This window comes from Corynebacterium afermentans subsp. lipophilum (assembly GCF_030408375.1).
Taxonomy (GTDB): Bacteria; Actinomycetota; Actinomycetes; order Mycobacteriales; family Mycobacteriaceae; genus Corynebacterium; species Corynebacterium lipophilum.
Genome location: NZ_CP046530.1, coordinates 337,744 through 363,120, shown reverse-complemented (window position 1 = coordinate 363,120; position 25,377 = coordinate 337,744). Strand labels below are relative to the sequence as shown.

Here is a 25,377-nt window from a genome sequence, read left to right as displayed (position 1 = left end):
ATGGCGTACACCCCCGTTAGCCGCGAGGTTGCGGAGGGCGTCCGCGATGCCGCCGTCGCCGTCGACGGGGTCGCCGCATTGCACGGCGGCCGTGTCGGCGAGATTGCGACCTACCTGCCCAACGCCCGTATCGAAGGCCTGAAGGCCATTTCGCGGGACGGCCGAAACGGATTTGAAGTCCACTTCGTCTTCGACGTCGCGTCCGGCCGCCAGGTGCAGGATGTGGCCGAGGATGTCCGCGCGGCTGTGCTCGGCGCATCCGACGCGGAGTTCGTGGACGTTGTCGCAGGCGACGCGCAGTAGCGGTGCCCGCCCCAACCTCATAACCCGAAACGTGGTTTTATTATGAATCTTTTTGCTAACAAGGCGCTGACCGGCATTCTCATTGGTGTTGTGGTCGCCTTCTTTGTCACCTTCGGCGGTTGGCCGGGCCTGCTCTGGCTGCTGCTGTTCACAATCATCGGCGGGGTTGTCGGGGCCCAGCTCGACGGCCGTCTGGATCTGTCCGCGGCCCTGAGTAACGGCACCGGCAGAGGCCGAAGCTAATGGATAATTCCTTCTACCACGTCAGTGAGCGCACCATCGAGCGTGTCGCTGAGGTGGCAGCTGCGGCGGTTCCGGGTTGCCGGACTATCGACGCAAAGTTGGCCGGGCTCGCGGGACGTAGCTTCCCGCGGATCAACGCCCGGTTGGACCAGGCGACGGGCACAGTGGCGGTGGACACCGAAATTGCCACCTCCTACCCCGCCCCGGTTGCTGCCATCACCGACGCAGTGCGCGCGACCATCATCGCGCACATTCGCACGCTGGTGGGCCTTGACGTCTCCCGCGTGAAAGTCACCGTGGCCAATGTGGAAACTCTCCCCGACACCGGCCGCGTGACCTGGGACCAGGTGGCGGAGCACGAGGCTTTCGTGATCCCGACCCCCATCGAGGTCTCCCCGACCCACGTGGAGCACCCCACGACGAAACCGCTTCAGCAGCTCGCGCCGGTCGAGGCGCGCTCGCTTGTCGACGACATGCGCGACGTCGTTGTCCCCGCCCCGATCGAGGTGGAGCACCCCGAGCAGCCGGAGCCGCCGCGCGCGGCAAGCGTTGCAACCCCGGAGCCGGTGCGCACGTTCTCTCCCGAGGTCCCGGAGCCGCAGCGCCTCGCTGCCATCCACACCTCGCGGACGGAAGCGCGCGTGCCGTTCCCGCCGGAGCCGATCCGGCCGTGGGCACCGCAGGCGAACGGGGTTATCCCCCGTCACCCGCAGCTGCCTCCGCTGCAGGCGCTCAAGCCCGTGGACATCAAGCGTTTCGCACAGCCCCACGATGTCCCGATGCCGAACCGCGCGCCGTTGAAGCCGATCACGGTCAACCGCCCGCCGCTCAAACCCATCGTGGTGGAGCCGGCGCCGCGGGCCCCGTTGTCTTCCACACCCGCGCCGCGGCCGGTGATTGTGCCCAAGGCACCAGCGCCGAAGCCGCTTAAGCAGATCACGATTGAACCGGTGGTGAAGTACTATGACCGCTCCCGCTAACACCGCGCCCGCCAACGCAGCATCTTCCAACGCAGCTGTCGGCCCGCACCCGGGCGACGAGCCGCTGGGCAACCCGGCATCGCGTTGGTTTGCGGTGCTCATCAGCCTGCTTTTGCTCTCGCTGGCTGGTGTGGCTGCACGCGACCTGTGGTACCACTTCTACGGCGATGAGGCCCCGTCGGGTTCCTGGCTCGGCCGCACCTGGGATTTCCTCGGTTCCTTCACAGCGGATGTCACCGCGGTCGTGGTGGGCATTCTGCTTGTGCTCCTTGGTTTGATCCTGCTGTTCTTCACGTTCAAACCGCGCCCGCACGGGCACGTGCGCGTGGATTCGCCCGCCTCCATTTGGACCCGCCCGGTGGACATCGCCCGCAAGTCGACGTTCACCACCCGCGGCGACCTCGGCGGCGAGCAGGTGAGCACGAAGGCGAACCGGAAGTCCGTGAAGGTACAGGTGGTCGAGGATGGCTCCGGCCCGGCGATGCAGGAACGCATCACTCGTGCGCTGAACGACGAGTTCCGTGTGCTCAAGACGCCGCCGGCGGTGTCCGTGAAGTTGCTGCCCAACCCAGCCGCGCAACAGGTCGCCGCGCAGCGCGCTAACGCGCCTCAGCAGGCGGCCGGATCCGCTTCGGCCGAGACGACCCCGGAGGTGTCGCGATGACTAAGACGCTCAGCTTCTTCAACCGCCTGGTGGTTTTCCTGCTCGGCTTGCTGCTGATTCTCGCTGGCCTCTTCCCGATCGCCGAGTACTGGCAGATCCCGTACCTGGTCGACGCGGCCGACTTCGTCGACCGCACCCGACTGATCGACCTGGGCTACCAGGACTTCTACGTCACCGCCCTGATCATCGGCGCTGTCGTCTCAGCGATCCTGGGCCTGTGGATCCTGCTGGCGAATATCCGGTCCCGCGCGTTTTCGAACCGCGGCATCCTGCCGGCAGACCCGGAACACGGCGAGACGATCGTCAACGTCCAGCGCGTGTCTGAGGCGGCCTGCACTTCCCTGGAGCACGCCAATGAGATCCGCCGCGCCTCCTCCAAGGTGGCGATGGTGGGCAAGCGCCCTACCGCGACGTTTACCGTCTTCGCCAACCCGGAGTACCCGTTCGATGATGCCGTGCGTGTCATCGAGGGCGCGGACAAGGATTTCCGCGAAGCCAACCACACCATGGAAATCGACACGGTGTGGAAGCTCCACCTGGACCGGATTACCGCTTAGCGTTCCAGTTCCAGCACGAGCTTGACCAGCCCCAGCGTGCGCAGCTTTCCGCCGCCCGCTGGGGCTATTTCCATCTCCGTGCCCGGTTTGCAGCGCACAATTTCGCTCCAGGCGATACGTTCACTCACCACGCTGCGTCTTTCCATCCGCCAGATACGGATGCGCTGCCCGACCACGGCCCGCGTGCCATCGTCGAAAAGCACTAGCCATCGCCTATTACCCACGTCCTCGCGGGCCATGCTTATCGACACCTCCGGTGCCCCCTCCAGTCGCGTTAACAAAGACACGTGTCAGCGCTCTTTGAAAAGTAGCCCAAAACGCTCCCCGAAAAGTAGCCCATCCGAAAAAGATTGGACGGGTGATTTCTTTGGAACAATGGGCACAGATCCGGTACCTGCGTGGGCAGGGTTTATCGATACGCAAGATCGCCAACGAGGTTGGCTGCGCGAAGAAGACTGTCGAGCGAGCACTCGCTTCGGATTCACCTCCGAAATACCCGCCGCGTCGGGCTAAAACCACAAGTTTCGATGCCTTTGAACCACAAGTACGAGCGCTGCTGGCTGAAACTCCACGTCTTAACGCAAAAGTCATCGGACAACGCGTTGGGTGGACTGGGTCAGAATCGTGGCTGCGCAAAAACGTTGCCCGGATCCGACCCGAGTATCTTCCCGCAGACCCCGTGGACACGCTCACCCATCTTCCCGGACGTGAAATCCAGTGCGACCTGACGTTTGCCGCCGGCGGGTTGCCCGATGCAAATGGTGTGCACCGGCCATTGCCGGTGCTGGTGATGGCGGCATCGCATTCCCGATTCGCCGCCGCCTGTCTGCTTCCGACTCGTAGAACGGATGACCTGATCGCTGGGATGTGGCAGCTCATCGAGCGTGACTTCAAAGCCGTGCCCGACCGGCTGGTATGGGACCGCGAAGCGGGCATCGGTAAGGCCCGTCTGTGTGAGCCAGTCGCTGCGTTCGCCGGTGCAATTGGCACCAAGATCGTCCAAGCCCCGCCGCGAGATCCGGAATCGAAAGGCATCGTTGAACGCACCAACGGCTATATGAAGCGCTCCTTTTTCCCAGGCCGGCACTTCAGCAACCCGCAGGACGTGCAAGACCAGCTCGATGAATGGTTTAGCACCGTGGCCAATACCCGCACCCACGCCACGTTGAAAACCCGCCCGATCGATCTGTTTCACACCGACCAACAGTCCATGCGTCCACTTCCGCCGTATACCCCAACGATCGGGATCCGTCCTGCGGTACGTCTGCCACGCAACTACTACATCACCGTCGATACCAACCAATACAGCGTCGACCCCACCTTCATCGACAGGCTCGTAACCGTGCGCACCTGCCTAGAAGAAATCACTGTCACAGGACCATCCGGCGAAATCGCCGCCTGCCACCGGCGCTACTGGGGCAAACACCACGTCATCACCGACCCCGCCCACCAACACGCCGCACGACGCATGCGACAGCTCATCACCGGAGCCCAACAACACACCCACACACCAGACAACGACGTAGAGGTAGCCGACTTGGCCATCTACGACTCAATCGCCTAGCCCCAAAGAAGATTGGATTCGACTATGCCCCACACACACGCCCACGACACCCAAGCAACGATTGCGCACCTGTCACAGACGCTGAAAGCCCCACGTATCAACACCGTCTACGCCACCATTGCCGAACAAGCGCGCGCAGAATCGTTTACCTACGAGGAATACCTCGCCGCGGTACTTTCAGTAGAAGCCACCGCACGCGCTGAATCCGGAGCACGCCAACGCGTTAAACGAGCCGGCTTTCCAGCAGTCAAAACCATCGCCGATTTCGACTTCTCCGCCCAACCCGGCATCGACCGCGCTGACATCGCCCGACTAGAAACCGGAGCCTGGGTCGCAACCGCTGAAAACGTCGTCCTTCTAGGCCCACCAGGCACCGGAAAAACACACCTCGCCACAGCCCTAGGCATAACCGCTGCTCAGCAAGGCTACCGAGTACTGTTCGACACCGCCGCAGGATGGATCAACACACTCACCGAGGCACACAACACCGGACGACTCGAATCCGTACTCAAACGCCTAAACAGATACCACCTGCTGATCATCGACGAACTCGGATACATCCCCGTTGAAGCAGACGCAGCAAACCTCTTCTTCCAACTCGTCTCACGCCGATACGAACACGGATCCATCATCGTCACATCCAACCTGGCCTTTTCCCAATGGGCCCAATGCTTCGGAGACATAACCGTCGCAACTGCCATGGTCGACCGCATCGTCCACCACGCAAAAATCTTCCAACACCGAGGAGTAAGCCACCGCATCAAAGGACGCGAACTCACTACACCACAAGCAAATCAGGCACAATAACTACGACCACACTGGGCTACTTTTCAAAGAGCGCCAGTGGGCTACATTTCGAAGATCACTCACAACACGATCCCCAGCCGGTGCTCCACCCCTTCCGCATCGGCGATAACCAGCGGTAGGCCGGGTCCCGCCTTGCGCATCCCGCCCATGTGCCACACCGCCGGCATGCGCTCGGGGTCGGCGCCGTTTCGCACCACGACGTATCCGTTTGTGATTGTGACTAGATGGGGCGGGTTGACGGTCGTGATGGTGTGGGGGCCGGACGCGGCGTCGATAAGCGACGGATGCTCGCGCTCCATCGCTGTGAGCAACTCGACGGCTTCCTCGTCTGTTGTGCCCCAGCCCAAGCCGCTGTTCTCCAGCACCCCGATCAGTTGGGCAAGAGTGAGGTCCGGCTGGCCCTCCCAGGCGCGCTGGAGGGCCTGCGTCAGTCGTGGGATGCGGGTGGGGTCGTGCACGCATCAGAGCCTAACGCATGCGAAAAGCCGCCCTCCCCAGCGGGGAAGACGGCTTTTACTTCAGCTGGTTACACCAGGTCTGGAATTAGTCCAGGATCTTGGTGACGCGGCCAGCGCCGACGGTGCGGGAGCCCTCGCGGATAGCGAAGCGCAGACCCTCGTCCATGGCGACCGGCTGGATCAGCTCGACGGACATGTCGACGTTGTCGCCCGGCATGACCATCTCGGTGCCCTCCGGCAGCTTCACAACACCGGTGACGTCGGTGGTGCGGAAGTAGAACTGCGGACGGTAGTTGTCGAAGAACGGGGTGTGGCGGCCGCCCTCGTCCTTGGACAGGACGTAGACGGAACCCTCGAACTTGGAGTGCGGGGTGTAAGCGCCCGGTGCGATAACGACCTGGCCACGCTCGACGTCCTCGCGCTTCAGGCCGCGGAGCAGCAGAGCTGCGTTGTCGCCGGCCTCAGCGGTGTCGAGAAGCTTGTTGAACATCTCGATGGAGGTGACGGTGGTCTTCGTGGCCTTGTCGCGGATACCGATGATCTCGACCTCGTCGTTGAGGTTGAGCACGCCACGCTCCACACGACCGGTAACCACGGTGCCGCGGCCGGAAATGGTGAAGATGTCCTCGACCGGCATCAGGAACGGCTTGTCGGTCTCGCGCTCCGGATCCGGGATGGAGTCGTCGCAAGCCTGCATGAGGTCAACGACGGACTGAACCCACTTCTCGTCGCCCTCGAGAGCCTTCAGAGCGGAGATGTGGACGATCGGAGCTTCCTCGTCGTACTCCTGCTCAGCCAGCAGCTCGCGGACCTCCATCTCGACGAGCTCGATGATCTCTTCGTCGTCGACCATGTCGCACTTGTTCAGCGCAACGAGGATGTACGGAACGCCAACCTGGCGAGCCAGCAGCACGTGCTCGCGGGTCTGCGGCATCGGGCCGTCGGTAGCAGCAACCACGAGGATTGCGCCGTCCATCTGAGCAGCGCCGGTAATCATGTTCTTGATGTAGTCGGCGTGGCCCGGGGCGTCCACGTGAGCGTAGTGGCGCTTCGGGGTGTTGTACTCCACGTGGGAGATGTTGATGGTGATGCCGCGCTCGCGCTCCTCCGGAGCCTTGTCGATCATCGCGTAGTCGAAGGCCTTGTTCTCCTCCGGGTACTGGTCAGCCAGCACCTTCGTGATAGCGGCGGTGGTGGTGGTCTTGCCGTGGTCGACGTGACCGATGGTGCCGATGTTCACGTGCGGCTTAGAGCGCTCGAACTTTTCCTTTGCCACTGTTGTCCTCCTGGACTTCATGGTGGCTACGACCTTCGCAGCCACGTGGTTTACATACGCCCCGGCCCGCGCCCAGCGCAGGGCACGGATACGGGAGCCATTTCACAATGTGCCAGTTACAAGATCCTAGGTTTCCAGCGGCCGTTTTTCAAACCGGCCTTGCCGTTTCCCCCGGATCGACCTAGAGGGTAACGGCCGGCTCAGACACCGCCCGCCTTGTCGGTTCGTGCGGTATCTCAGCGCGGCCGCTGCCCTCCGTTCTCCCTATCCCACAGGGTTAATCCCGCACCGCTGGCACGCGGTGCGGCCCGTTGAGAAGGGAGGGGCGGCGACTATTTAGTTGCCGTTGCGCTCGTCGATGATCTCCTGAGCCACGGACTGCGGAACCTCAGCGTAGGAGTCGAACACCATGGTGAAGTTCGCGCGGCCGGCGGTGGAGGAACGCAGGTCGCCGATGTAGCCGAACATCTCGGACAGCGGCACCTTCGCCTTGACAACCTTCGCACCGGAGCGGTCCTCCATTGCGAAGACCTGGCCACGGCGGGAGCTGATGTCGCCGTTGACGGTGCCCATGTACTCCTCCGGGGTCACAACCTCGACGGCCATGACCGGCTCGAGCAGGACCGGCTTCGCCTTAGCGACAGCTTCCTTCAGCACCTGGGAACCAGCGAGCTTGAACGCCATCTCAGAGGAGTCGACGTCGTGGTACGCGCCGTCCTCGAGGGTGGCCTTGATGTTCACCAGCGGGTAGCCGGCGAGGAAGCCGTACTGCATCGCGTCCTGGATACCAGCGTCGACGGACGGGATGTACTCCTTCGGCACGCGGCCACCGGTGACGGCGTTCTCGAACTTGTAGGAAGCGGACTCGCCTTCTTCCAGCTCCTCCGGATCCGGGGAGTACGGCTCGATGGTGACGATGACCTTTGCGAACTGGCCGGAGCCACCGGTCTGCTTCTTGTGGGTGTAGTCCAGAGACTCGACCTTCTTGCGGATGGTCTCGCGGTACGCAACCTGCGGGGAGCCGATGTTCGCCTCGACCTTGAACTCGCGCTTCATGCGGTCCACCAGCACGTCAAGGTGCAGCTCGCCCATGCCGCCGATGACGGTCTGGCCGGTCTCCTCGTCCAGCTGGACGGTGAAGGTCGGGTCCTCTTCGGCGAGCTTCTGAATAGCGGTGCCCAGCTTCTCCTGGTCAGCCTTGGTCTTCGGCTCGATAGCCACCTGGATCACCGGATCCGGGAAGTCCATGGACTCCAGGATGATCGGGTGGTCCGGGTTGCACAGGGTGTCGCCCGTGGTGGTTTCCTTCAGACCGATGAACGCGTAGATGTTGCCGGCGTCAGCGTGATCGACCGGGTTCTCCTTGTTCGCGTGCATCTGGAAGAGCTTGCCCACGCGCTCCTTCTTGGACTTCGTGGAGTTGAGCATCTGCTCGCCCGGGATTGCCTGGCCGGAGTAAACGCGCACGTAGGTGAGCTTGCCGAAGAACGGGTGGACGGCGATCTTGAACGCCAGAGCGGAGAACGGCTCCTCGACGGACGGCTTGCGGGTCAGGTCCTCTTCACCGTTGACGGAGGTGCCGTGCACCTCGCCGATGTCGATCGGGCTCGGCAGGTAGGAGACAACAGCGTCGAGGATCGGTTCGATGCCCTTGTTGCGGTATGCGGTGCCGCAGAACACCGGGTAGACCTCGGAGGCGATGGTCAACTTGCGGATAGCCGCCTGGATCTCGTCCTTCGTCAGCTCCTCGCCGCCGAAGTACTTCTCCATGAGTTCCTCGTCGGACTCAGCGACGGTCTCGAGCAGCTTCTCGCGGTACTCCTCAGCCTTCTCCTTGAGATCCTCCGGGATCTCTTCGATCTGCGGCGGGGTGCCGGTCTCGACCTTGCCCGGCCACAGGAGGGCCTTCATGTCGATGAGGTCGACAACGCCGTCGAAGTTGTCCTCAGCGCCGATCGGAAGCTGCATGACCAACGGCTTCGCGCCGAGGCGGTCGACGATGGTGCCGACGGTGTAGTAGAAGTCGGCGCCCAGCTTGTCCATCTTGTTGACGAAGCAGATACGCGGGACGTCGTACTTGGCGGCCTGTCGCCACACCTGCTCGGACTGCGGCTCCACACCTTCCTTGCCGTCGAACACGGCAACAGCGCCGTCGAGCACGCGCAGGGAGCGCTCCACCTCAACGGTGAAGTCCACGTGACCCGGGGTGTCGATGATGTTGATCTGGTTGTTGTTCCAGAAGCAGGTAACAGCGGCGGACGTAATGGTGATGCCGCGCTCCTTCTCCTGCTCCATCCAGTCAGTGGTGGCGCCACCGTCGTGGGTCTCGCCAACCTTGCGGTTGAGACCCGTGTAGAAGAGGATGCGCTCGGTAGTGGTGGTCTTACCGGCGTCAATGTGGGCCATGATGCCGATGTTGCGGACCTTGTTCAGATCCTTAAGCACTTCTTGTGCCACGTTAAATACCCCAACTTTGAAGTCGTCGACGCCTGTCGGCGCCTATGTCGGTCAGTTGTCCTTTGTCAATTCTGCCACTTCATCGCGGAAGTAGCAGCGTGAGGTTCGACTCAGCTGGAAAAACCCGGAAACGCACCAGCTCGCTCCACGTGGAAGCGGGTATGCAGTTTCCGGGTGTCCATGCGTCGCCTTGCTCCAGCGATTACCAGCGGTAGTGGGCGAAGGCGCGGTTGGCCTCGGCCATCTTGTGGGTGTCCTCTCGGCGCTTCACGGAGGCGCCGAGACCGTTGGAAGCATCCAGGATCTCGTTGGCGAGGCGCTCCATCATGGAGTTCTCGCGACGCTGGCGGGTGAAGGTGACCAGCCAACGCAGGGCGAGGGTGGTGGAGCGGGCCGGCTTAACGTCCACCGGCACCTGGTAGGTCGCGCCACCGACACGGCGGGAACGAACCTCGAGGTCCGGGCGGATGTTGCCGATTGCCTTTTCCAGGGTGCCAACCGGGTCGGTGCCGGTCTTCTCGCGGCACTGCTCGAGAGCGCCGTAGACGATGCGCTCTGCGGTGGACTTCTTGCCGTCCCGCAGGATCTTGTTCACGAGCATGGTGACCAGCTCGGAGTTGTAAACCGGATCCTTAACGACGGGACGCTTCGGTGCTTGCTGCTTACGCATTGATTACTGTCCCTTCTTTGCGCCGTAACGGGAGCGAGCCTGCTTGCGGTCCTTCACAGCCTGGGTATCCAGAGCGCCGCGGACGATCTTGTAGCGCACACCCGGCAGGTCCTTCACACGACCGCCGCGCACGAGCACCATGGAGTGCTCCTGCAGGTTGTGGCCCTCACCCGGGATGTATGCGGAAACCTCGATGCCGGAGGTCAGGCGCACACGGGCGACCTTACGCAGAGCAGAGTTCGGCTTCTTCGGAGTGGTGGTGTACACGCGGGTGCACACACCGCGGCGCTGCGGGGAACCCTTCAGCGCAGCGGTTGCCACCTTGGTGGACTTATCGTGGCGGCCCTTGCGGACCAGCTGCTGAATAGTAGGCATTCACGCTCTTTCTGTTAGCGCTTCCCGCTCACACCCGGCCATACATGCAAAAATGGGGGCTCTTCTTCGGGGCCCTGCCGATTGCATGAACTACCGTGTGAACGAGTCGCTCGGAGTTCGTAGTACTTCGCACCGCGTGGTACGGGCGAAACCTCGTCAAAAATACACCGGAGGATCGCTGCAAAGCAAACTGCGTGCCGACGATCCTCCGGTTACACTGCCGATATGACTCCTTGGACGGGTGTCTCCCGGTCGCTGCGTGACGTGGCAGTCGAGTCCGCGGTGATTCCAATACGCGCGGTGAGCTTGCTGTTTCGGCATCTGCCCCAGCTGGTCACTGTCATCTGCCTCGGGCTTGCCGGGCGCCAGGCCGTGATCTGGCTCGCGGTGTGGCTGTCCACCTTCAGCAGCTTGGCCGCCAGCCTCATCATGCCGCTCGCGCCGCTGATGGTGATGCTGTCCATCATTTTCTCACTGTGGCTTCTGCGCCCCTCGCTGCCCTTCCTCGCGGCGACGTTCCCGGACCGCAAGGACGGCTCCTCGCGAGTGCGGCTGCTTTCCGCCGGCGGCATGCTCATCTCCTTTCTCACCGTGTATTCCACTCACGGCCTGCTCAAAGAGGACCTCGCCGCCTTCAGGCGCGCCGCCACCTACGACGAGTACTTCAATCAAGGCTTCGAGGCGGACTTCTCGCGCGTATTTATCGACGACACCGCCGCCCTGATCGGCCTGATCGTCGGCACGATCCTGCTGCGCAAGATCATCGGCTACTTCGCCCTGGCGGAAAAAGGCCTCGGGCTGAGCTACCTGGCGGCCTACCTGGAAGTACTGTGGATGACCACGGTGTCGGTGTTTTTGACCAACCGCTTAAGCGCCGTGCAGGACTGGGCGCTGTCCCGCCGCAGTCTCGCGCCCGCTCACCAGGCCTACGAGGGGCTGAAAACCGACGTGGCCGAACATTCCGGCGTCCTCGGCGACGCGTGGGCGTGGCTTACCGCCCAGCTGCCGGCGTTGAACCAGCTGGTGACCATTCCGATTGCGTGGCTGACGCTCGGCGCCGTGATCTTTGGCACCACGCTCGCCGCCAAGAAGGCCGAAACATCGAAAACGGAGGCTGAACAGGGCGAAGAGGTGCCGAAGGGGTCGTCGATAAGCATTCGCAAGCGCATGCAGACCGCCGCCCACAACGAAGCCAAGCACGCTGTCGACGAGGCAATCAAGCCCGTGGCCGGGCCGATTAAGGCGACGCTGAAGGGACTGCGCACGCTTGCGCGAGCGGGGCTGGTGCCGATGACGATCTTTTGCATCGTGTTCATGCTCGCCACCAGCGTGGAGCTCGGCGTGGTGGAGCTAGGGCGCGCGCTGATCGGCCCCGTGGACAGCAAGATGGTCGCAGAACAGGCCCTCAACTACCTGCTCGTTGTAGCGCGGGCGGTGTACTTGCTGGTAGTGGTGTGCCTGATCGCCTCAGGCCTGGATTTCTTCCTGCGCCACAGCTACTCGCCGGAAGACTCGGCAGACCCGGCAGAGGAGGAGTCCGCCGGCGTGTCCACGTAAACCTTCGGCTCCGGCAGCTCCACCGTTGCGTAGTGGGGAACATCCCACCCGATGTGAAGCTTCTCCGGCTGCACCCCGTCCGGGAGCGCGAGTGGGGTGACCTTGCGCCACTGCCCCGGACGAGGATCTCCCGGCTCGAGATGCTTCTCGGTGGAGCCGATCTCGCCCACGCGGACCACCGGGCCGGCCTCCCCTGGCGGGGTGCAGGCGTGCATGGCACTGAAGTCGTCGATGGGCGTGCCGAACAGCTTGTCCTTGCGCAGATACTCCTTGCCGTCTGAGCCGGTCACCCACATGCGGCAGTTCTCCAGTACCGACTCTTCCGGCGCATTCCACTGTGTCAGCACCGCCCAGATGGTGAAGCCCTCCGGGGCATGCAGGCCGATCTGACTTTCGTCCTCCACCGACTGGAAGCCGAGCACTTCGATGTCGGCATGGTGTCTCGCTGCGCCGAAATCCGCGATCGGTAGGTCGAAGCTGCCCGGAGAACCCGCCTCAATCACCTGCTCCTGCGACCACGTCCACGGCCTGACCAGGCTGAAGTACGGCTGGGACGACGCCGCCAGCATCAGCCCGGCAGCCACGGGCGCGCCTAACCACCAAAGCTTCCTCACAGCCACACCGCCTCCCGGGCCACGTCGCGGTCTTGCTGCGCCTCAGGCAGCTGCACAACCACGCGCGGGCCCATCCGGTTGGCCACGTAGAAGTACAACGTGGCGCCGTCGACTTCTTCCTCCGGCATCTCAAACGCCAGGGTGCAGGGGCTGCCTAAGCCCGGGTAGGTCAGCTCGCACGCGTTGCCCGGGGAGTTCTGCGGCGCATACAGGTTGCCGCCGGCCGCCTCTATCTCCGCGCCGATGAGCACCTCCTGGTCTTGGGTGAACTGGTAGTCCACCACCACCCACTTGGCGTTGGAGGCGGCGCCGTTGAAAGTCTCCGCTACGGTGGCTCGCACGTCATCCACCGCACCGATGACAGGGGCGGAATTGTCGTAGTCGAAGCTTTCGGCGGCGCGGTCTGCGGCGTTGGGCAGCACGTCGCGGATCTGCATGCCCAGCACCAGCAGCGCCAATGCCGCGGCTGTGGTCCACACACGCCTGAACTTCATCGCAGCTCCACTTCCGCCACGCGCTCTTTGACAAACCAGGTGGAATCGCCGTCCAGGAACGACTTGCGGTACTCCATCGACCACACTGCGAGCGTGTCGCCGACGCCATCGCCGCTGAACACCAGCGCGATATCCTGCGGCACACCCGGGTTGAGCACCTGGTTATCCGGCAGTGGGACACTCTCGAGGCTGTCGTCGCCGGTGAGCCGTACGTCGGTCTTCTGGAACTTCGGCTGCGTATCTGCCGCGGACTCCTCCAGGTTAAACGCCTGGTGCCACTGCTCCGCGTAGATGGGCCGCTCCGCGGTATTAGTCAGCCGCATGTGCACCACCCGCGCGCCGTCGAGGACGTAAGCGCGCTGCACCTGGATTGTCAGCGGCGCAATCTCCAGCTCTTCCGGCTGCGCAACCGGGTCCGCCACCTCGCTGGCGGTGACAACCTCCTCCGGCTCCGCTTCCTCGAATCCGCCGGCCATCCCGGTCACGCCGGCAAGCGCGAGCAACCCCGCGATGGTCGCGTTGGTTCTCGTGCGGAAGTCCGCCGCGACCGACTTTGCCAGCCCCCGCATGCGCTGGCTTTTCGCCGACTTTTCGCTCACACGTGGAATCTAAGCAGAATCCGGGCATTTCTGCGCGCCTTTCGCCTGCCGACGCCACCTTCGGCGACTACTGTCCAAAGTATGAACAACCCCAACCCGCCCCGCAAACGCGCTTCCGACTCGGAGCGCGATAAAGCAGCCAAACATCTCCAAGCCGCATTTGCCGACGGTCAAATCTCCCTGACCGAATTCGACGACCGCTCCCGCGCCCTCTACGCAGCCACCTACTCCGACGAGCTTCCCGCCCTGGTAGAAGACCTCTCCCCCGTCGAGCGCCCGGACCGCCCCACCCCCGCGACGGCCAGCGCCAGCTCCCGCGCAGTGGTCACCGGCGAGAGCAACGGCTCCGCGTTCTCCCTGTCGCTCATGGGCGGCGCCGAACGCACCGGACAATGGCTCGTCGCGCCGACGCACACCTCGGTCGCGCTCATGGGCGGCAACTCGCTGGATCTGCGGGACGCGCGCTTTGCGGCCCAGGAGACGGTAATCAACGCCCTTGCGCTGATGGGTGGCATCGAGATCATCGTGCCCGACGATGTCCGCGTCGTGGACGACGGTGTAGGCATCATGGGCGGCTTTGGTGTGGAGGACCACCCCTCCTGCACCGTCTCCGTCGCGGAGTTGCCTGCCGACGCCCCGGTGGTCCGCGTCCGCGGCCTCGCCCTGATGGGCGGCGTGGGAATCGTCCGCGCGGCCCGCGGCGCCCACGTGGAGTAAGGCGCCTTCTTACGTCACTTCCCGGCGGCGTCGCCGGCGGCGCGGCGGATCAGGTCGCGGATCCGGCCTTTGGTGGCGTCGTTAAGCGATCGCACCGCGTAACTCGTCGGCCACATATCCCCCTCGTCGAGCTGCGCGCCGTCCTGGAAGCCGAGGGTGGAGTAGCGCACGCCGAATTTGGACGCTACCTGCAAAAACACCACAACCCCGTCCGCGTTCTCCCACACGGGCATTCCGTACCAGGTCTTCGGCGCGCTGGCGCATGGCCTCGCGTTCTGCGTCGGAAAACCCAGTCATGGCCCCGATGATATGCAAAACGCCCGGCTTCCCTTCTGCGGGGAGGCCGGGCGTTTTCTACGCAGACCTAGCTAAAAGCCAGAGTGCTGGGCCTTGCGTTTACAGCTCCTCGAAGCCGAACTCGTCCATCGGCACGGAGGCGCCGGTGAACTCGCCGTAGCCCTCGTCGCCGTAGATGGAGTCGCCGAACGTCGGGATGGAGTACGCCGCGGAGCGTGCCGCCTCGGTCGGCTTGACCTGGATGTTGCGGTAACGGGAAATGCCCGTACCGGCCGGGATCAGCTTGCCGATGATCACGTTCTCCTTCAGGCCGATCAGCTTGTCGGAGCGCTTGTTGATCGCGGCGTCCGTGAGCACGCGGGTGGTCTCCTGGAAGGAGGCCGCCGACAGCCAGGACTCCGTGGCTAGCGAGGCCTTGGTGATGCCCATGATCTCGGAGCGCATCTCCGCCGGCTCGCCGCCGTCCGCCACAGCTGCGGCGTTGACCTGGCGCGCCTCGGACAGATCCACCAGGGTGCCCGGCAGGAACTCGGTGGAACCCGAGTCGATGACGGTGCCGCGACGCAGCATCTGGCGGATGATGATCTCGATGTGCTTGTCGTGGATGGACACACCCTGGGTGCGGTACACAGCCTGGACCTCGTCGATCAGGTGCTTTTCCACACCACGGCGGCCGAGGACCTCGAGCACGTCGTGCGGGTCGGCGGCGCCGCGGAGCAGGCGCTCGCCCACCTCGACGTGGTCGCCCTCGCGCAGGCCGCGCTCGATCATGGCGTCCGGGTTGGACTCCATCGGGCGGCGCACCTGGGCCAGGCCCTGGCGCTTGGACAGCTTCTCGTAGACCACCACGTCGGAGCCGTCATCCGGGTGGATGGTCAGGGTCCAGAAGTTACCCTCGTCCTCGAGCGAGATCGTGCCGGCAACGGACGCGATCGGGGCGCGGTTCTTCGGCACACGGGCCTCGAACAGCTCCTGCACACGCGGCAGACCACCGGTGATGTCGCCGCCGACGCCGCCCTGGTGGAAGGTACGCATGGTCAGCTGCGTACCCGGCTCACCAATGGACTGGGCGGCCACGATGCCGACAGCCTCGCCGATGTCGACGAGCTGGCCGGACGCCATGGACTTGCCGTAGCACTTGGCGCAGACACCGGTCGGGGTCTGGCAGGTCAGCACGGAACGGACCTTGACTTCGGTGACGCCGGCTGCCACGAGCTCGTCGATACGCTCCTCGGTCAGCTCGGTGCCCGCCTCGGCGATGACCTTGTCGTCGGCGCCCTTGACATCGGACGACAGGACACGGCCGGACACGGAGGTCTCGACCAGGTCGTGGCGCACGAAGGAGTCGCCGGACTCGACCGCAACCGGAACCCGGACGCCCTGGCGGGTGCCGCAGTCCTCTTCGCGGACGATGACGTCCTGCGCCACGTCCACCAGACGACGGGTGAGGTAGCCGGAGTCCGCGGTACGAAGCGCGGTATCGGCCAGGCCCTTACGGGAACCGTGGGAGTTGTTGAAGTACTCCATCACGGACAGGCCCTCGCGGAAGGAGGTCTTGATCGGACGGGTGATGTACTCGCCGCGCGAGTTCACGACCATGCCCTTCATGCCGGCCAGGGTCCAGATCTGGCGCATGTTACCGGCAGCACCGGACTTCACGATCATCGGAATCGGGTTGTGGTCCGGGTACATATCCTCCACGGCCTGACCCACCTTGTTGGTGGCATCCTGCCACAGCTCGACCAGGCGGTCGTAGCGGTTCTCCTCGGTCAGCGCACCCTTCTCCCAGAACTTGCGCTCGATGGCCTCGGCTTCCTTCTCGTACTGCTCGAGGACTTCGGTCTTGTTCGGGAGGATGAGCACGTCGGCCATGGAGATGGTGACGCCGGAACGCGTGGCCCAGTAGAAGCCGGCGTCCTTCATCTTGTCCAGCACCTGCGCGACGGTGATCATCGGGTACTTCTCAACCATGGACTGGATGATGTCGCCCAGCAGCAGCTTGCCGCCGCCACCGCCCTTACGGACCATGGCGCCTTCCTGGTACGGGAAGTTGAACGGCAGCAGCTCGTTGAACATGATGCGGCCGAGCGTGGTGTCCGTCATCCAGGCCTGGCCCTTTTCCCAGCCGTCCGGGAACTGCTCGGCCTCGATCTCCGGGGTCGGACGCAGGTGGTCGATGCGCACCTTGATCGGCGCCTGCAGGCCCAAAACGCCCAGGTCGTAGGCCATGATGGCCTCGCGGTAGGACGAGTAGACACCACGGGCCGGGCCGTTGTCGTCGGCAGGTGCGTACGCGCCCTCGCCGCCGATCTCCTGCGGGCCCTTCTCCATGGTCAGGAAGTACAGGCCGGTGACCATGTCCAGGCGCGGCATAGCCAGCGGCTTACCGGACGCCGGGGACAGGATGTTGTTCGACGACAGCATGAGCACGCGGGCCTCAGCCTGCGCCTCAGCAGACAGCGGCAGGTGGACTGCCATCTGGTCGCCGTCGAAGTCGGCGTTGAACGCCTCACAGGCCAGCGGGTGCAGCTGGATGGCCTTACCCTCGACCAGCTTCGGCTCGAAGGCCTGGATACCCAGGCGGTGCAGCGTCGGTGCGCGGTTGAGCAGCACCGGGTGCTCCGAAATCGCCTCTTCCAGCACGTCCCACACCTCGGGGCGCTGGCGCTCCACCATGCGCTTGGCGGACTTGATGTTCTGCGCGTAGTCGTTGTCCACCAGGCGCTTCATCACGAACGGCTTGAACAGCTCGAGCGCCATACGCTTCGGCAGACCGCACTCGTGCAGCTTCAACTGCGGGCCGACAATAATCACGGAACGGCCGGAGTAATCCACGCGCTTGCCCAGCAGGTTCTGGCGGAAGCGGCCCTGCTTGCCCTTGAGCAGGTCGGACAGGGACTTCAGCGGGCGGGTGCCCGGGCCGGTGACCGGACGGCCGCGGCGGCCGTTGTCGAACAGGGCGTCCACGGACTCCTGCAGCATGCGCTTCTCGTTGTTCACGATGATCTCGGGCGCGCCCAGGTCGATCATGCGCTTCAAACGGTTGTTGCGGTTGATCACGCGACGGTACAGGTCGTTCAGGTCGGAGGTGGCAAAGCGGCCACCGTCGAGCTGGACCATCGGGCGCAGCTCCGGCGGGATCACCGGGATCGCGTCCAGGATCATGCCGGCCGGGTCGTTGCCGGAGCGCTGGAAGGCCGCGACGACGCGCAGGCGCTTCAGCGCGCGGACCTTCTTCTGGCCCTTGCCCTCGGCGATGATGCCGCGCAGCTCCTCGGCCTCGGCCTCGAGGTCGAAGTTGCGGATCAGGGTCTGGATCGCCTCGGCGCCCATGCCGCCGGTGAAGTAGTCCTCGTAGCGGTCGACGAGCTCCTCGTAGAGGTTTTCGTCGATGATCATCTGCTTCGGCGCGAGCTTCTGGAAGGTGGTCCAGATCTCGTCCAGGCGCTCAACCTCGCGCTCGCCGGCCTCGCGCATGTGCTGCATTTCCTTGTCCGCAGCGTTTTGCACCTTCTTGCGGGCAGCGGCGGTCGCACCGGAAGCCTCGAGCTCGGCGAGGTCCTCCTCCAGCTTCTGCGCGCGGTCCGCGATCTCGGAGTTGGTGTCGTCCTCGACATCCTTCTTCTCCATCAACATCTCCGCCTCGAGGGTGGACATGTCGGTGTGGCGGGCCTCTTCGTCAACGGAGGTGACGATGTTCGCCGCGAAGTAGATGATGCGCTCGAGGTCCTTCGGCGCCAGGTCCAGCAGGTAGCCCAGGCGGGACGGGACACCCTTGAAGTACCAGATGTGGGTCACCGGAGCGGCCAGCTCGATGTGGCCCATGCGCTCGCGGCGCACCTTGGACTTGGTCACCTCAACGCCGCAGCGCTCACAGATGATGCCCTTGTAGCGGACACGCTTGTACTTGCCGCAGGCGCACTCCCAGTCGCGGGTCGGGCCGAAGATGCGCTCGCAGAACAGGCCGTCCTTCTCCGGCTTGAGGGTGCGGTAGTTAATGGTCTCGGGCTTCTTCACCTCGCCGTGGGACCAACGGCGGATGTCGTCGGCGGTGGCCAGGCCGATGCGAAGCTCGTCGAAGAGGTTTACGTCAAACACGTAAAAGTTCCTTTTCTTCTAGATGTGTGCTGTTCGTTCGTCGTGCCGTCGAAAAGCAATTGCTTCACGACGGCTACCTGGCGCTTAGGCGGTGTCCGCCGCTGCACCCTCGTCACGGGAAAGGTTGATGCCAAGCGAGGAGCCGGCCTGATCGAACTCGTCGTCGTCGCCGTCGAGCTCCATCGGGGTGCCGTCGGTGGAGAGGACCTCCACGTTCAGGCACAGGGACTGCAGCTCCTTGAGCAGCACCTTGAAGGACTCCGGAATGCCCGGATCCGGGATGTTGTCGCCCTTCACAATGGCCTCGTAGACCTTCACGCGGCCCACCACGTCATCCGACTTGATGGTCAGAAGCTCCTGCAGGGTATAGGCGGCGCCGTACGCCTGCATCGCCCACACCTCCATCTCGCCGAAGCGCTGGCCGCCGAACTGGGCCTTACCGCCCAGCGGCTGCTGCGTAATCATGGAGTACGGGCCGGTGGAACGGGCGTGGATCTTCTCGTCCACCAGGTGGTGCAGCTTGAGCATGTACATGTAGCCGACGGAAATCGGGTACTTGTACGGCTCGCCGGAACGGCCGTCGAACAGGGTGGTCTTGCCCTCGCCGTCGACCATGACGTCGCCGTCGCGGTTCGGCTTGGAGTTGGCGAGCAGGCCTGCGATCTCGTCGTTGGTCGCGCCGTCGAACACCGGGGTTGCGGTGAGCGAATCAGCCGGCACGTCGTAGAGGTGCTCTGGCAGCGTCTCGAGCAGCTTGGCGTTTGCCGGGTCGTCCGGGTTCACGGTCCAGCCGGCCTTGGCCAGCCAGCCCAGGTGAATCTCCAGGACCTGGCCGATGTTCATACGACGCGGCACACCGTGGGTGTTCAGGATGATGTCCACCGGGGTGCCGTCAGCCATGAACGGCATGTCCTCCTGCGGCAGGATCTTGCCCACAACGCCCTTGTTGCCGTGGCGGCCGGCCATCTTGTCGCCGTCCTGGATCTTGCGCTTCTGAGCCACGTACACGCGGATCATCTCGTTGACACCCGGGGACAGATCGTCGTCGTCCTCGCGGGAGAAGCGGCGCACGGCAATGACCTTGCCCTGCTCGCCGTGCGGCACCTTCAGGGAGGTGTCGCGGACCTCGCGGGCCTTCTCGCCGAAGATGGCGCGCAGCAGGCGCTCCTCCGGGGTCAGCTCGGTCTCGCCCTTCGGGGTGACCTTGCCCACGAGGATGTCGCCGTCGCGCACGTCCGCGCCGATGCGGATGATGCCGCGCTCGTCCAGATCCTTGAGCACGTCTTCGGAGACGTTCGGGATCTCGCGGGTGATCTCCTCGGCGCCCAGCTTGGTGTCGCGGGCGTCGATCTCGTGCTCCTCAATGTGCACGGAGGTGAGGATGTCCTCCTCCACCACGCGCTGGTTGAGGATGATGGCGTCCTCGTAGTTGTGGCCTTCCCACGGCATGAACGCAACCAGCAGGTTGCGGCCGAGCGCCATCTCGCCGTCCTTGGTGCCCGGGCCGTCAGCGATGACCTGGCCGGCCTCGACGCGGTCGCCCGCGGAGACGATCGGGGTCTGGTTGTAGCAGGTGCCCTGGTTGGTGCGCTCGAAGGTGCGCAGCATGTAGGTGTCGCGGCCGCCCTCATCGTCCATGACGGTGATGAAGTCGCCGGTGACGTTCTCGATCACGCCGGCCTTCTTGGAGATGACGGTGTCGCCCGCGTCGTACGCGGCGCGCTGCTCCATACCGGTGGCAACGTAGGCGGACTCGGCGCGCAGCAGCGGCACAGCCTGCTTCTGCATGTTCGCGCCCATCAGCGCACGGTTCGCATCGTCGTGCTCCAGGAACGGAATCATCGCGGTAGCGACAGAAACCATCTGGCGCGGGGAGATGTCCAGGTAGTCAACGCCCTGCGGGCCGACAACGCCGATGTCGCCGTCCTTGAGACGGACCTCGATGCGCTCGCCGGTGAGGTTGTTGTCCTTGTCCATCGGGGTCGCGGCCTCGGCGATGGCGTAGCGGTCTTCCTCGTCGGCGGTGAGGTAATCGATCTGGCCGGTGAGCTTGCCGTCGTTGACCTTCTGGTACGGCGTCTCGATGAAGCCGAAGGCGTTGACACGCGCGTAGGTGGATAGCGCGCCGATCAGGCCAATGTTCGGGCCTTCCGGGGTCTCAATCGGGCACATGCGGCCGTAGTGCGACGGGTGCACGTCTCGCACCTCGATGCCGGCGCGCTCACGGCTCAAACCGCCCGGGCCAAGCGCGGACAGGCGGCGCTTGTGGGTCAGGCCGGACAGGGAGTTGTTCTGGTCCATGAACTGCGACAGCTGCGAGGTACCGAAGAACTCACGGATCGCGGCCGAGACCGGGCGCACGTTGATCAGGGACGTCGGGGTGATGGACTCCGCGTCCTGGGTGGTCATGCGCTCGCGCACGACGCGCTCCATACGGGACAGGCCGACGCGGACCTGGTTCTGGATCAGCTCGCCAACGGTACGCAGACGGCGGTTGCCGAAGTGGTCGATGTCGTCGGTGTTGATCGGGATGATCTCGCCGGCCGGGGAGGTCATCTCGGTCTCGCCGGCGTGCAGGCGCACGAGGTACTCGAGCGTGGTGGCGATGTCCTCTTCGGTCAGCGTCATCAGACCGTCGTGGTCGCCGCCGAGGCCGAGCTTTCGGTTGGTCTTGTAGCGGCCCACGCGTGCGAGGTCGTAGCGCTTGGCCTTGAAGAACGAGTTCTCCAGCAGGGACTGCGCAAGGTCGCGCGTCGGCTGCTCGCCCGGGCGCTGCTTGCGGTAGATCTCCAGCAGCGCCTCGTCGGTGTTGGACACACCGTCGTTTTCCAGGGTGGACATCATGATCTCGGAGAAGCCGAAGCGCTCCGTGATCTGCTCGGTGGTCCAGCCCAGGGCCTTCAGCAGCACGGTGACCGGCTGGCGGCGCTTGCGGTCGATGCGCACGCCGACGGTGTCGCGCTTGTCCACGTCGAACTCCAGCCACGCGCCGCGCGACGGGATGACCTTCACGGAGTGCAGCGGGCGCTCCGTGGACTTGTCAATGGTCTCGTCGAAGTACACGCCCGGGGAGCGCACCAGCTGCGAGACGACGACACGCTCAGTGCCGTTGACAATGAAGGTGCCCTTGTCCGTCATCAGCGGGAAGTCGCCGATAAACACTGTCTGGGACTTGATCTCCTGCGTGTCGTTGTTGATGAACTCCGCGGTCACGTACAGCGGCGCGGAATAGTTGATGTCTTTGTCCTTGCACTCGTCGATCGTGTACTTCACGTCTTCGAAGCGCGGCTCGGACAGCGTCAGGCTCATGTTGCCGGAGTAGTCCTCGATCGGGGAGATCTCTTCGAGGATGTCCTCCAGGCCGGACGTGATGCGTGCATCGTCGCCGCGGTTGGCCTGTTCGCGCTCGCGCCACTCTTGCGTGCCGACGAGCCACGCAAACGATTCGAGCTGCACATCAAGAAGCCCCGGGACGGTGATCGGCTCATTAATCTTCGCGAACGAGTAACGTTCGGGAGCCCCGGGGGTATCAGCCATGTTCATGGTCTGGTCTGAGACTGCCAAGTTGGGTCCTTCCAGCACCTCTGGCGGAGGCTCGCCGCACCGCGTCTGGCTTCGCGGTCCGGCGGCGTTTCCGCAGGATAAGTTAGCATTCGGTCTGCTTCGGAAGACCCGCCCCCAGAGACAACAAAATCACCTTGTCAAATCGGGTTTTTTCGTTCCCGTTGCACAAGGCTCTCTATGCGTACTGGAGACGGCTTCCAGCGCAAAGAACAACCATAGAGTAATCTCCCCCGTTTGTAAAGGCCCCCGCCATCACTTCCGCCGGTCTGCCCGATGCCGTCTGGGCCACTCGTGCGGTTGCTGCCGGAAGCCTACCACCCGGCATGCGCGCGCGGTCAATCGCGACGCGCCGCACGCCCCGGCCGCAGCGCGCCCGCCAGGCCCGCAAGGCTCAGCGCTGCACCAATCCAGGCCAGCACGCGCCACAGCCCGCGGTCCGCCGCGGCGGTCTGCGCATCATCCACTTTGCGCACAAGCTTCTCGACGTCCTGCCGGTCCATCACCCCGTCATAGGTGACCACGTTGTTCACGCCGTTGCCTTCTGCGTCGGCGTAGTAATCGTCCACCTTCTCGTCGATGCCCACGACCACGCCGGTCTCCTGGTCCACCAGGATCTCGCGCTCCGCGGCGTGGTGCAGGAAGGTGCGCTGCGGCTCGCCGTTTTCATCCTCCATTGTGAGCGTGTTGCGCGGGTCGGCGTAGCGCTTGGCCACGTTCGTCGGCGCAATGCGCTGGGTATAGCGGTGCACCGTGCGCCCGGCGATCTCCTCCTCGCCAGAAAATTCCGCCGGCGCCGCGCCACGCAGCACCGTGTCGAAGACCTCGACGGTGTCCTGCGGCGCGGGGGCGGGGAAGGTCAACCACGCGCCGTCGATAGGCACCTGCGTTGCGGGCATGCCCATAACCAAAAGCGCCTCCGCCGGGCCCTGCGCGGCGCCTGAAACGCGATCCACGGCGTAGGACCACGTAGAGGCCGTGAGCAGGTCGTTGAAGTCCGAGCCGGACTCCCCCGCCCGCAGCGTGTCGCCCACGCGCACGCTCGCCGAGTCACCGTCGGACGGCTCCTGAATCTCCATGTGCAGCTGGCGCGTCACCGGCGCCGCCTCGCCCTCGCGGGTGCCGTTCGGGTCCGCGATGGTCCACGTGGCCTCCCCCAGCGCCAGCGGCAGGCGGTTGCCGGAAAGCAGCACGCTCGGCGCCAGCAGCCCCGCCACCACCAGCGCAGCACCGACGCCGGCGAGCAACACGGAAAGAATGCGGGAAGTGGGCAGCATGGTGGGCTACTTTACCGCAGCCACACACGCGAAACCCCCTCCGGCCGCGTGTGCGAACCGGAGGGGGTGATCGTCGTCAAGCAAAAAGCTCTTACTTGAGGGTGACCTTTGCGCCAGCCTCCTCGAGCTTGGTCTTGGCAGCCTCGGCGTCGTCCTTGTTGGCGCCCTCGAGGATTGCCTTCGGGGCACCCTCGACCATTTCCTTGGCGTCCTTCAGGCCCAGGCCCGGAACCAGCTCGCGGACAACCTTGATCACGCCGATCTTCTTGTCGCCAGCGTCCTCGAGAACGACGTCGAACTCGTCCTTCTCCTCAGCGGCAGCCTCGCCGCCGGCGGCCGGAGCGCCTGCAGCGACAGCAGCAACCGGAGCGGCTGCGGTCACGTCGAAGACCTCCTCGAACTCCTTCAGGAACTCGGAGAGCTCGATGAGGGTCATTTCCTTGAACTGCTCGATGAGCTCGTCCTTGGTGAGCTTAGCCATTGTGGCTTCCTTTCTGTTGGTGGGCGTTTACAGCCCGGATGTAAGAGTGTGTTTATGCGGCTTCCTGCTTGTCCTGCAGTGCAGCAACAAGGCGGGCCGTCTTGGATGCCGGAGCCTGGAACAGGCCGGCTGCCTTTGCCAGAGAGCCCTCGAATGCGCCAGCGAGCTTGGCCAGGGTGGTCTCGCGGTTGTCCATCTCGGCCAGCGCGTCGATCTGGGAAGCGTCCAGGACGTTGCCGTCCATGTAGCCGCCCTTGATCACGAACGCGTCGTGGTCCTTGTTGAACTTCTTCATCACCTTCGCAGCGTCGACAGCAGCGTCGCCCTTGATGAACGCGACGGCGGTCGGGCCGGTGAGAAGATCATCGAGACCCTCGATACCGTGCTCGTTCGCAGCGATCTTGATGAGGGTGTTCTTGGCGACGTGGTACTCGACATCGAAGCCCATATCGCCGCGCAGCTGCTGCAGCTGGCCGACGGTCAGGCCACGGTACTCAGTCAGCACGAGGGAATCCGCCTCAGCGAACTTCTCCTTCAGAGCTGCAAGTTCCGCAGTGTTCTTCGGGTTTGCCATGACACACGCCTCCTTCCGATTACTTCATGTTGTTCAATCCGCCCGGAGCATCTTGCCTATCGGCGTTCGCTTCGCGCGAAGCTGACGTCTAGAAGCAAAAATGCCCCGTGCAGAAGCACGAGGCATACGTTGGAGTGTGCCGCGTTTCTCCTGCGTGGGTCGGCCCCTTGAGTGGAGCGCCTTCGACTCCCTCTCGAGAGTGACCGACGGTCTTCGGTGAAACTTGAGCTCGGCCTTTGCGGGCCGTTCAAACTTCGGTTGGGGATGTTAGCGGGTGGGTGCGGGTTTGACCAAATCGCGGGTTACGCGGGCTGGCGGTTTTGGCGGCGGTTCTCCAGGATTGGCGCTAGAGCCCTGGCGTCTCGCGACCACATCCGCCCTTCAACCTCAGTGAATCCAAGGTATTCGTAGAGGCTCATTTCCTCACTTCCTGGCGCGGAGTTGTGCCAGGCCGTCACCCAGTCGTCGATGTCGTTCGGCTCCACCTCGCCCGCCAAACAGCGATCCACAAAAGGCTTAAACATCGATCTTCCTTCCACGAATTGGATCTCCAATTTGCGTCCCGCTCACTGCGTCAAAGACGCCGACGTGCTCCCCTCGCAGGTTATAACCCTCAATGTGGCCATGTAAAGGGTCATACTCGTAGAGACGCTGGCTTTTTAGATTGCGCCATCTCGGCCTTCCCCTTCCCCGCACTTTTTCCAGATCGTCCAGAAATCCCGGCCTCGGCCGCGGAATATAGCTCGCCATAAAA

General features: G+C 64.0%; 26 protein-coding genes. 9 read left to right on the top strand and 17 right to left on the bottom strand.

Going from position 1 to position 25,377, the window contains the following annotated elements; genetic code table 11:
- Genes CAFEL_RS01670 through CAFEL_RS01650 form a run of 5 tightly spaced genes read left to right on the top strand, consistent with a single transcriptional unit; the run spans position 1 to position 2,747 of the window.
- Positions 1-303 carry a hypothetical protein gene (locus CAFEL_RS01670; RefSeq protein ID WP_194561070.1) on the top strand — a complete coding sequence of 101 codons (303 nt, stop codon included), beginning with the start codon at positions 1-3 and terminating at the stop codon, positions 301-303.
- Between the two features lie 42 nt (positions 304-345).
- Positions 346-546 carry a hypothetical protein gene (locus tag CAFEL_RS01665; RefSeq protein ID WP_034997223.1) on the top strand — a complete coding sequence of 67 codons (201 nt, stop codon included), beginning with the start codon at positions 346-348 and terminating at the stop codon, positions 544-546.
- Positions 546-1,526, top strand: a complete 981-nt coding sequence (locus CAFEL_RS01660) for an Asp23/Gls24 family envelope stress response protein (RefSeq protein ID WP_194561071.1) — start codon at positions 546-548, stop codon at positions 1,524-1,526. The genes CAFEL_RS01665 and CAFEL_RS01660 overlap by 1 nt, the downstream gene beginning before the upstream one ends.
- Entirely contained in the window at positions 1,510-2,190 is a 681-nt protein-coding gene (locus tag CAFEL_RS11270; RefSeq protein WP_228496547.1) for a hypothetical protein, read from the top strand. Before CAFEL_RS01660 ends, CAFEL_RS11270 begins: the two co-directional genes overlap by 17 nt.
- Positions 2,187-2,747, top strand: coding sequence for a hypothetical protein (locus tag CAFEL_RS01650; protein WP_194561074.1), 561 nt, complete (start codon positions 2,187-2,189; stop codon positions 2,745-2,747). The genes CAFEL_RS11270 and CAFEL_RS01650 overlap by 4 nt, the downstream gene beginning before the upstream one ends.
- Here CAFEL_RS01650 and CAFEL_RS01645 read toward each other — a convergent pair.
- A complete protein-coding gene (locus CAFEL_RS01645) occupies positions 2,744-2,950 on the bottom strand; it encodes a hypothetical protein (protein WP_194561075.1) in 207 nt (68 codons plus the stop codon). The genes CAFEL_RS01650 and CAFEL_RS01645 overlap by 4 nt on opposite strands.
- A gap of 155 nt (positions 2,951-3,105) precedes the next feature.
- Here CAFEL_RS01645 and istA point away from each other — a divergent pair, with 155 nt between their 5' ends.
- Complete coding sequence (gene istA / locus CAFEL_RS01640) at positions 3,106-4,311, top strand: IS21 family transposase (RefSeq protein WP_194561164.1); 1,206 nt, start codon at positions 3,106-3,108, stop codon at positions 4,309-4,311.
- A gap of 24 nt (positions 4,312-4,335) precedes the next feature.
- Positions 4,336-5,118: an IS21-like element helper ATPase IstB gene (gene istB / locus CAFEL_RS01635; RefSeq protein WP_194561163.1), complete on the top strand. Its 783-nt coding sequence runs from the start codon at positions 4,336-4,338 to the stop codon at positions 5,116-5,118.
- A 59-nt stretch (positions 5,119-5,177) separates the two neighbouring features.
- Here istB and CAFEL_RS01630 read toward each other — a convergent pair whose 3' ends face one another.
- From CAFEL_RS01630 to rpsL, 5 genes are all read right to left on the bottom strand, one after another.
- A complete protein-coding gene (locus CAFEL_RS01630; RefSeq protein WP_194561137.1) occupies positions 5,178-5,576 on the bottom strand; it encodes a hypothetical protein in 399 nt (132 codons plus the stop codon).
- 85 nt (positions 5,577-5,661) lie between these two features.
- Complete coding sequence (tuf, locus tag CAFEL_RS01625; protein ID WP_194561138.1) at positions 5,662-6,852, bottom strand: elongation factor Tu; 1,191 nt, start codon at positions 6,850-6,852, stop codon at positions 5,662-5,664.
- 336 nt (positions 6,853-7,188) lie between these two features.
- On the bottom strand, positions 7,189-9,309 hold the full coding sequence (gene fusA / locus CAFEL_RS01620; RefSeq protein ID WP_194561139.1) for an elongation factor G: 2,121 nt from the start codon (positions 9,307-9,309) through the stop codon (positions 7,189-7,191).
- 202 nt (positions 9,310-9,511) lie between these two features.
- Positions 9,512-9,979, bottom strand: coding sequence for a 30S ribosomal protein S7 (rpsG, locus tag CAFEL_RS01615; protein WP_070475014.1), 468 nt, complete (start codon positions 9,977-9,979; stop codon positions 9,512-9,514).
- Positions 9,980-9,982: 3 nt separating this feature from the next.
- Entirely contained in the window at positions 9,983-10,354 is a 372-nt protein-coding gene (rpsL, locus tag CAFEL_RS01610) for a 30S ribosomal protein S12 (protein ID WP_194561140.1), read from the bottom strand.
- 225 nt (positions 10,355-10,579) lie between these two features.
- Here rpsL and CAFEL_RS01605 point away from each other — a divergent pair, with 225 nt between their 5' ends.
- Positions 10,580-11,911 (top strand): hypothetical protein, encoded by a 1,332-nt coding sequence (locus tag CAFEL_RS01605; RefSeq protein WP_194561141.1) that lies wholly within the window; start codon positions 10,580-10,582, stop codon positions 11,909-11,911.
- Here the strand turns inward: CAFEL_RS01605 and CAFEL_RS01600 are convergent.
- The 3 genes from CAFEL_RS01600 to CAFEL_RS01590 are packed head-to-tail and all read right to left on the bottom strand — an operon-like array spanning position 11,851 to position 13,618.
- Entirely contained in the window at positions 11,851-12,495 is a 645-nt protein-coding gene (locus CAFEL_RS01600; protein ID WP_194561142.1) for a hypothetical protein, read from the bottom strand. The genes CAFEL_RS01605 and CAFEL_RS01600 overlap by 61 nt on opposite strands.
- 26 nt (positions 12,496-12,521) lie before the next feature.
- On the bottom strand, positions 12,522-13,019 hold the full coding sequence (locus CAFEL_RS01595) for a hypothetical protein (protein WP_194561143.1): 498 nt from the start codon (positions 13,017-13,019) through the stop codon (positions 12,522-12,524).
- Positions 13,016-13,618, bottom strand: a complete 603-nt coding sequence (locus CAFEL_RS01590) for a hypothetical protein (protein WP_194561144.1) — start codon at positions 13,616-13,618, stop codon at positions 13,016-13,018. The genes CAFEL_RS01595 and CAFEL_RS01590 overlap by 4 nt, the downstream gene beginning before the upstream one ends.
- A gap of 81 nt (positions 13,619-13,699) precedes the next feature.
- On the opposite strand from CAFEL_RS01590, the gene CAFEL_RS01585 reads away from it, so the two are divergent.
- Positions 13,700-14,335, top strand: coding sequence for a DUF1707 SHOCT-like domain-containing protein (locus tag CAFEL_RS01585; RefSeq protein ID WP_194561145.1), 636 nt, complete (start codon positions 13,700-13,702; stop codon positions 14,333-14,335).
- Between the two features lie 14 nt (positions 14,336-14,349).
- Here CAFEL_RS01585 and CAFEL_RS01580 read toward each other — a convergent pair whose 3' ends face one another.
- From CAFEL_RS01580 to CAFEL_RS11210, 8 genes are all read right to left on the bottom strand, one after another.
- A complete protein-coding gene (locus CAFEL_RS01580) occupies positions 14,350-14,562 on the bottom strand; it encodes a hypothetical protein (protein ID WP_194561146.1) in 213 nt (70 codons plus the stop codon).
- Positions 14,563-14,731: 169 nt separating this feature from the next.
- Positions 14,732-18,730: a DNA-directed RNA polymerase subunit beta' gene (locus tag CAFEL_RS01575; RefSeq protein WP_194561147.1), complete on the bottom strand. Its 3,999-nt coding sequence runs from the start codon at positions 18,728-18,730 to the stop codon at positions 14,732-14,734.
- Positions 18,731-18,814: 84 nt separating this feature from the next.
- Positions 18,815-22,312 carry a DNA-directed RNA polymerase subunit beta gene (gene rpoB, locus CAFEL_RS01570; RefSeq protein WP_194561148.1) on the bottom strand — a complete coding sequence of 1,166 codons (3,498 nt, stop codon included), beginning with the start codon at positions 22,310-22,312 and terminating at the stop codon, positions 18,815-18,817.
- A gap of 317 nt (positions 22,313-22,629) precedes the next feature.
- Positions 22,630-23,568, bottom strand: a complete 939-nt coding sequence (gene pgfA, locus CAFEL_RS01565) for a cell envelope lipid trafficking protein PgfA (RefSeq protein WP_194561149.1) — start codon at positions 23,566-23,568, stop codon at positions 22,630-22,632.
- A gap of 91 nt (positions 23,569-23,659) precedes the next feature.
- The gene (gene rplL, locus CAFEL_RS01560; RefSeq protein WP_034997198.1) at positions 23,660-24,049 is read right to left on the bottom strand and encodes a 50S ribosomal protein L7/L12; all 390 of its coding nucleotides are present in this window, start codon (positions 24,047-24,049) and stop codon (positions 23,660-23,662) included.
- A 52-nt stretch (positions 24,050-24,101) separates the two neighbouring features.
- Positions 24,102-24,623 carry a 50S ribosomal protein L10 gene (rplJ, locus tag CAFEL_RS01555; protein ID WP_194561150.1) on the bottom strand — a complete coding sequence of 174 codons (522 nt, stop codon included), beginning with the start codon at positions 24,621-24,623 and terminating at the stop codon, positions 24,102-24,104.
- Positions 24,624-24,925: 302 nt separating this feature from the next.
- On the bottom strand, positions 24,926-25,147 hold the full coding sequence (locus CAFEL_RS01550) for a hypothetical protein (protein WP_194561151.1): 222 nt from the start codon (positions 25,145-25,147) through the stop codon (positions 24,926-24,928).
- Positions 25,140-25,373 carry a colicin E3/pyocin S6 family cytotoxin gene (locus CAFEL_RS11210; protein WP_194561152.1) on the bottom strand — a complete coding sequence of 78 codons (234 nt, stop codon included), beginning with the start codon at positions 25,371-25,373 and terminating at the stop codon, positions 25,140-25,142. The genes CAFEL_RS01550 and CAFEL_RS11210 overlap by 8 nt, the downstream gene beginning before the upstream one ends.
- Between the last annotated feature and the right edge of the window lie 4 nt (positions 25,374-25,377).

Coding starts and splice junctions, on each gene's coding strand:
- CAFEL_RS01670 (WP_194561070.1), top strand. CDS start 1: ATGGCGTACACCCCCGTTAGCCGCGAGGTTGCGGAGGGCGTCCGCGAT.
- CAFEL_RS01665 (WP_034997223.1), top strand. CDS start 346: ATGAATCTTTTTGCTAACAAGGCGCTGACCGGCATTCTCATTGGTGTT.
- CAFEL_RS01660 (WP_194561071.1), top strand. CDS start 546: ATGGATAATTCCTTCTACCACGTCAGTGAGCGCACCATCGAGCGTGTC.
- CAFEL_RS11270 (WP_228496547.1), top strand. CDS start 1,510: ATGACCGCTCCCGCTAACACCGCGCCCGCCAACGCAGCATCTTCCAAC.
- CAFEL_RS01650 (WP_194561074.1), top strand. CDS start 2,187: ATGACTAAGACGCTCAGCTTCTTCAACCGCCTGGTGGTTTTCCTGCTC.
- istB (WP_194561163.1), top strand. CDS start 4,336: ATGCCCCACACACACGCCCACGACACCCAAGCAACGATTGCGCACCTG.
- rpsG (WP_070475014.1), bottom strand. CDS start 9,979: ATGCGTAAGCAGCAAGCACCGAAGCGTCCCGTCGTTAAGGATCCGGTT.
- rpsL (WP_194561140.1), bottom strand. CDS start 10,354: ATGCCTACTATTCAGCAGCTGGTCCGCAAGGGCCGCCACGATAAGTCC.
- CAFEL_RS01605 (WP_194561141.1), top strand. CDS start 10,580: ATGACTCCTTGGACGGGTGTCTCCCGGTCGCTGCGTGACGTGGCAGTC.
- CAFEL_RS01595 (WP_194561143.1), bottom strand. CDS start 13,019: ATGAAGTTCAGGCGTGTGTGGACCACAGCCGCGGCATTGGCGCTGCTG.
- CAFEL_RS01585 (WP_194561145.1), top strand. CDS start 13,700: ATGAACAACCCCAACCCGCCCCGCAAACGCGCTTCCGACTCGGAGCGC.
- pgfA (WP_194561149.1), bottom strand. CDS start 23,568: ATGCTGCCCACTTCCCGCATTCTTTCCGTGTTGCTCGCCGGCGTCGGT.
- rplL (WP_034997198.1), bottom strand. CDS start 24,049: ATGGCTAAGCTCACCAAGGACGAGCTCATCGAGCAGTTCAAGGAAATG.
- rplJ (WP_194561150.1), bottom strand. CDS start 24,623: ATGGCAAACCCGAAGAACACTGCGGAACTTGCAGCTCTGAAGGAGAAG.
- CAFEL_RS01550 (WP_194561151.1), bottom strand. CDS start 25,147: ATGTTTAAGCCTTTTGTGGATCGCTGTTTGGCGGGCGAGGTGGAGCCG.
- CAFEL_RS11210 (WP_194561152.1), bottom strand. CDS start 25,373: ATGGCGAGCTATATTCCGCGGCCGAGGCCGGGATTTCTGGACGATCTG.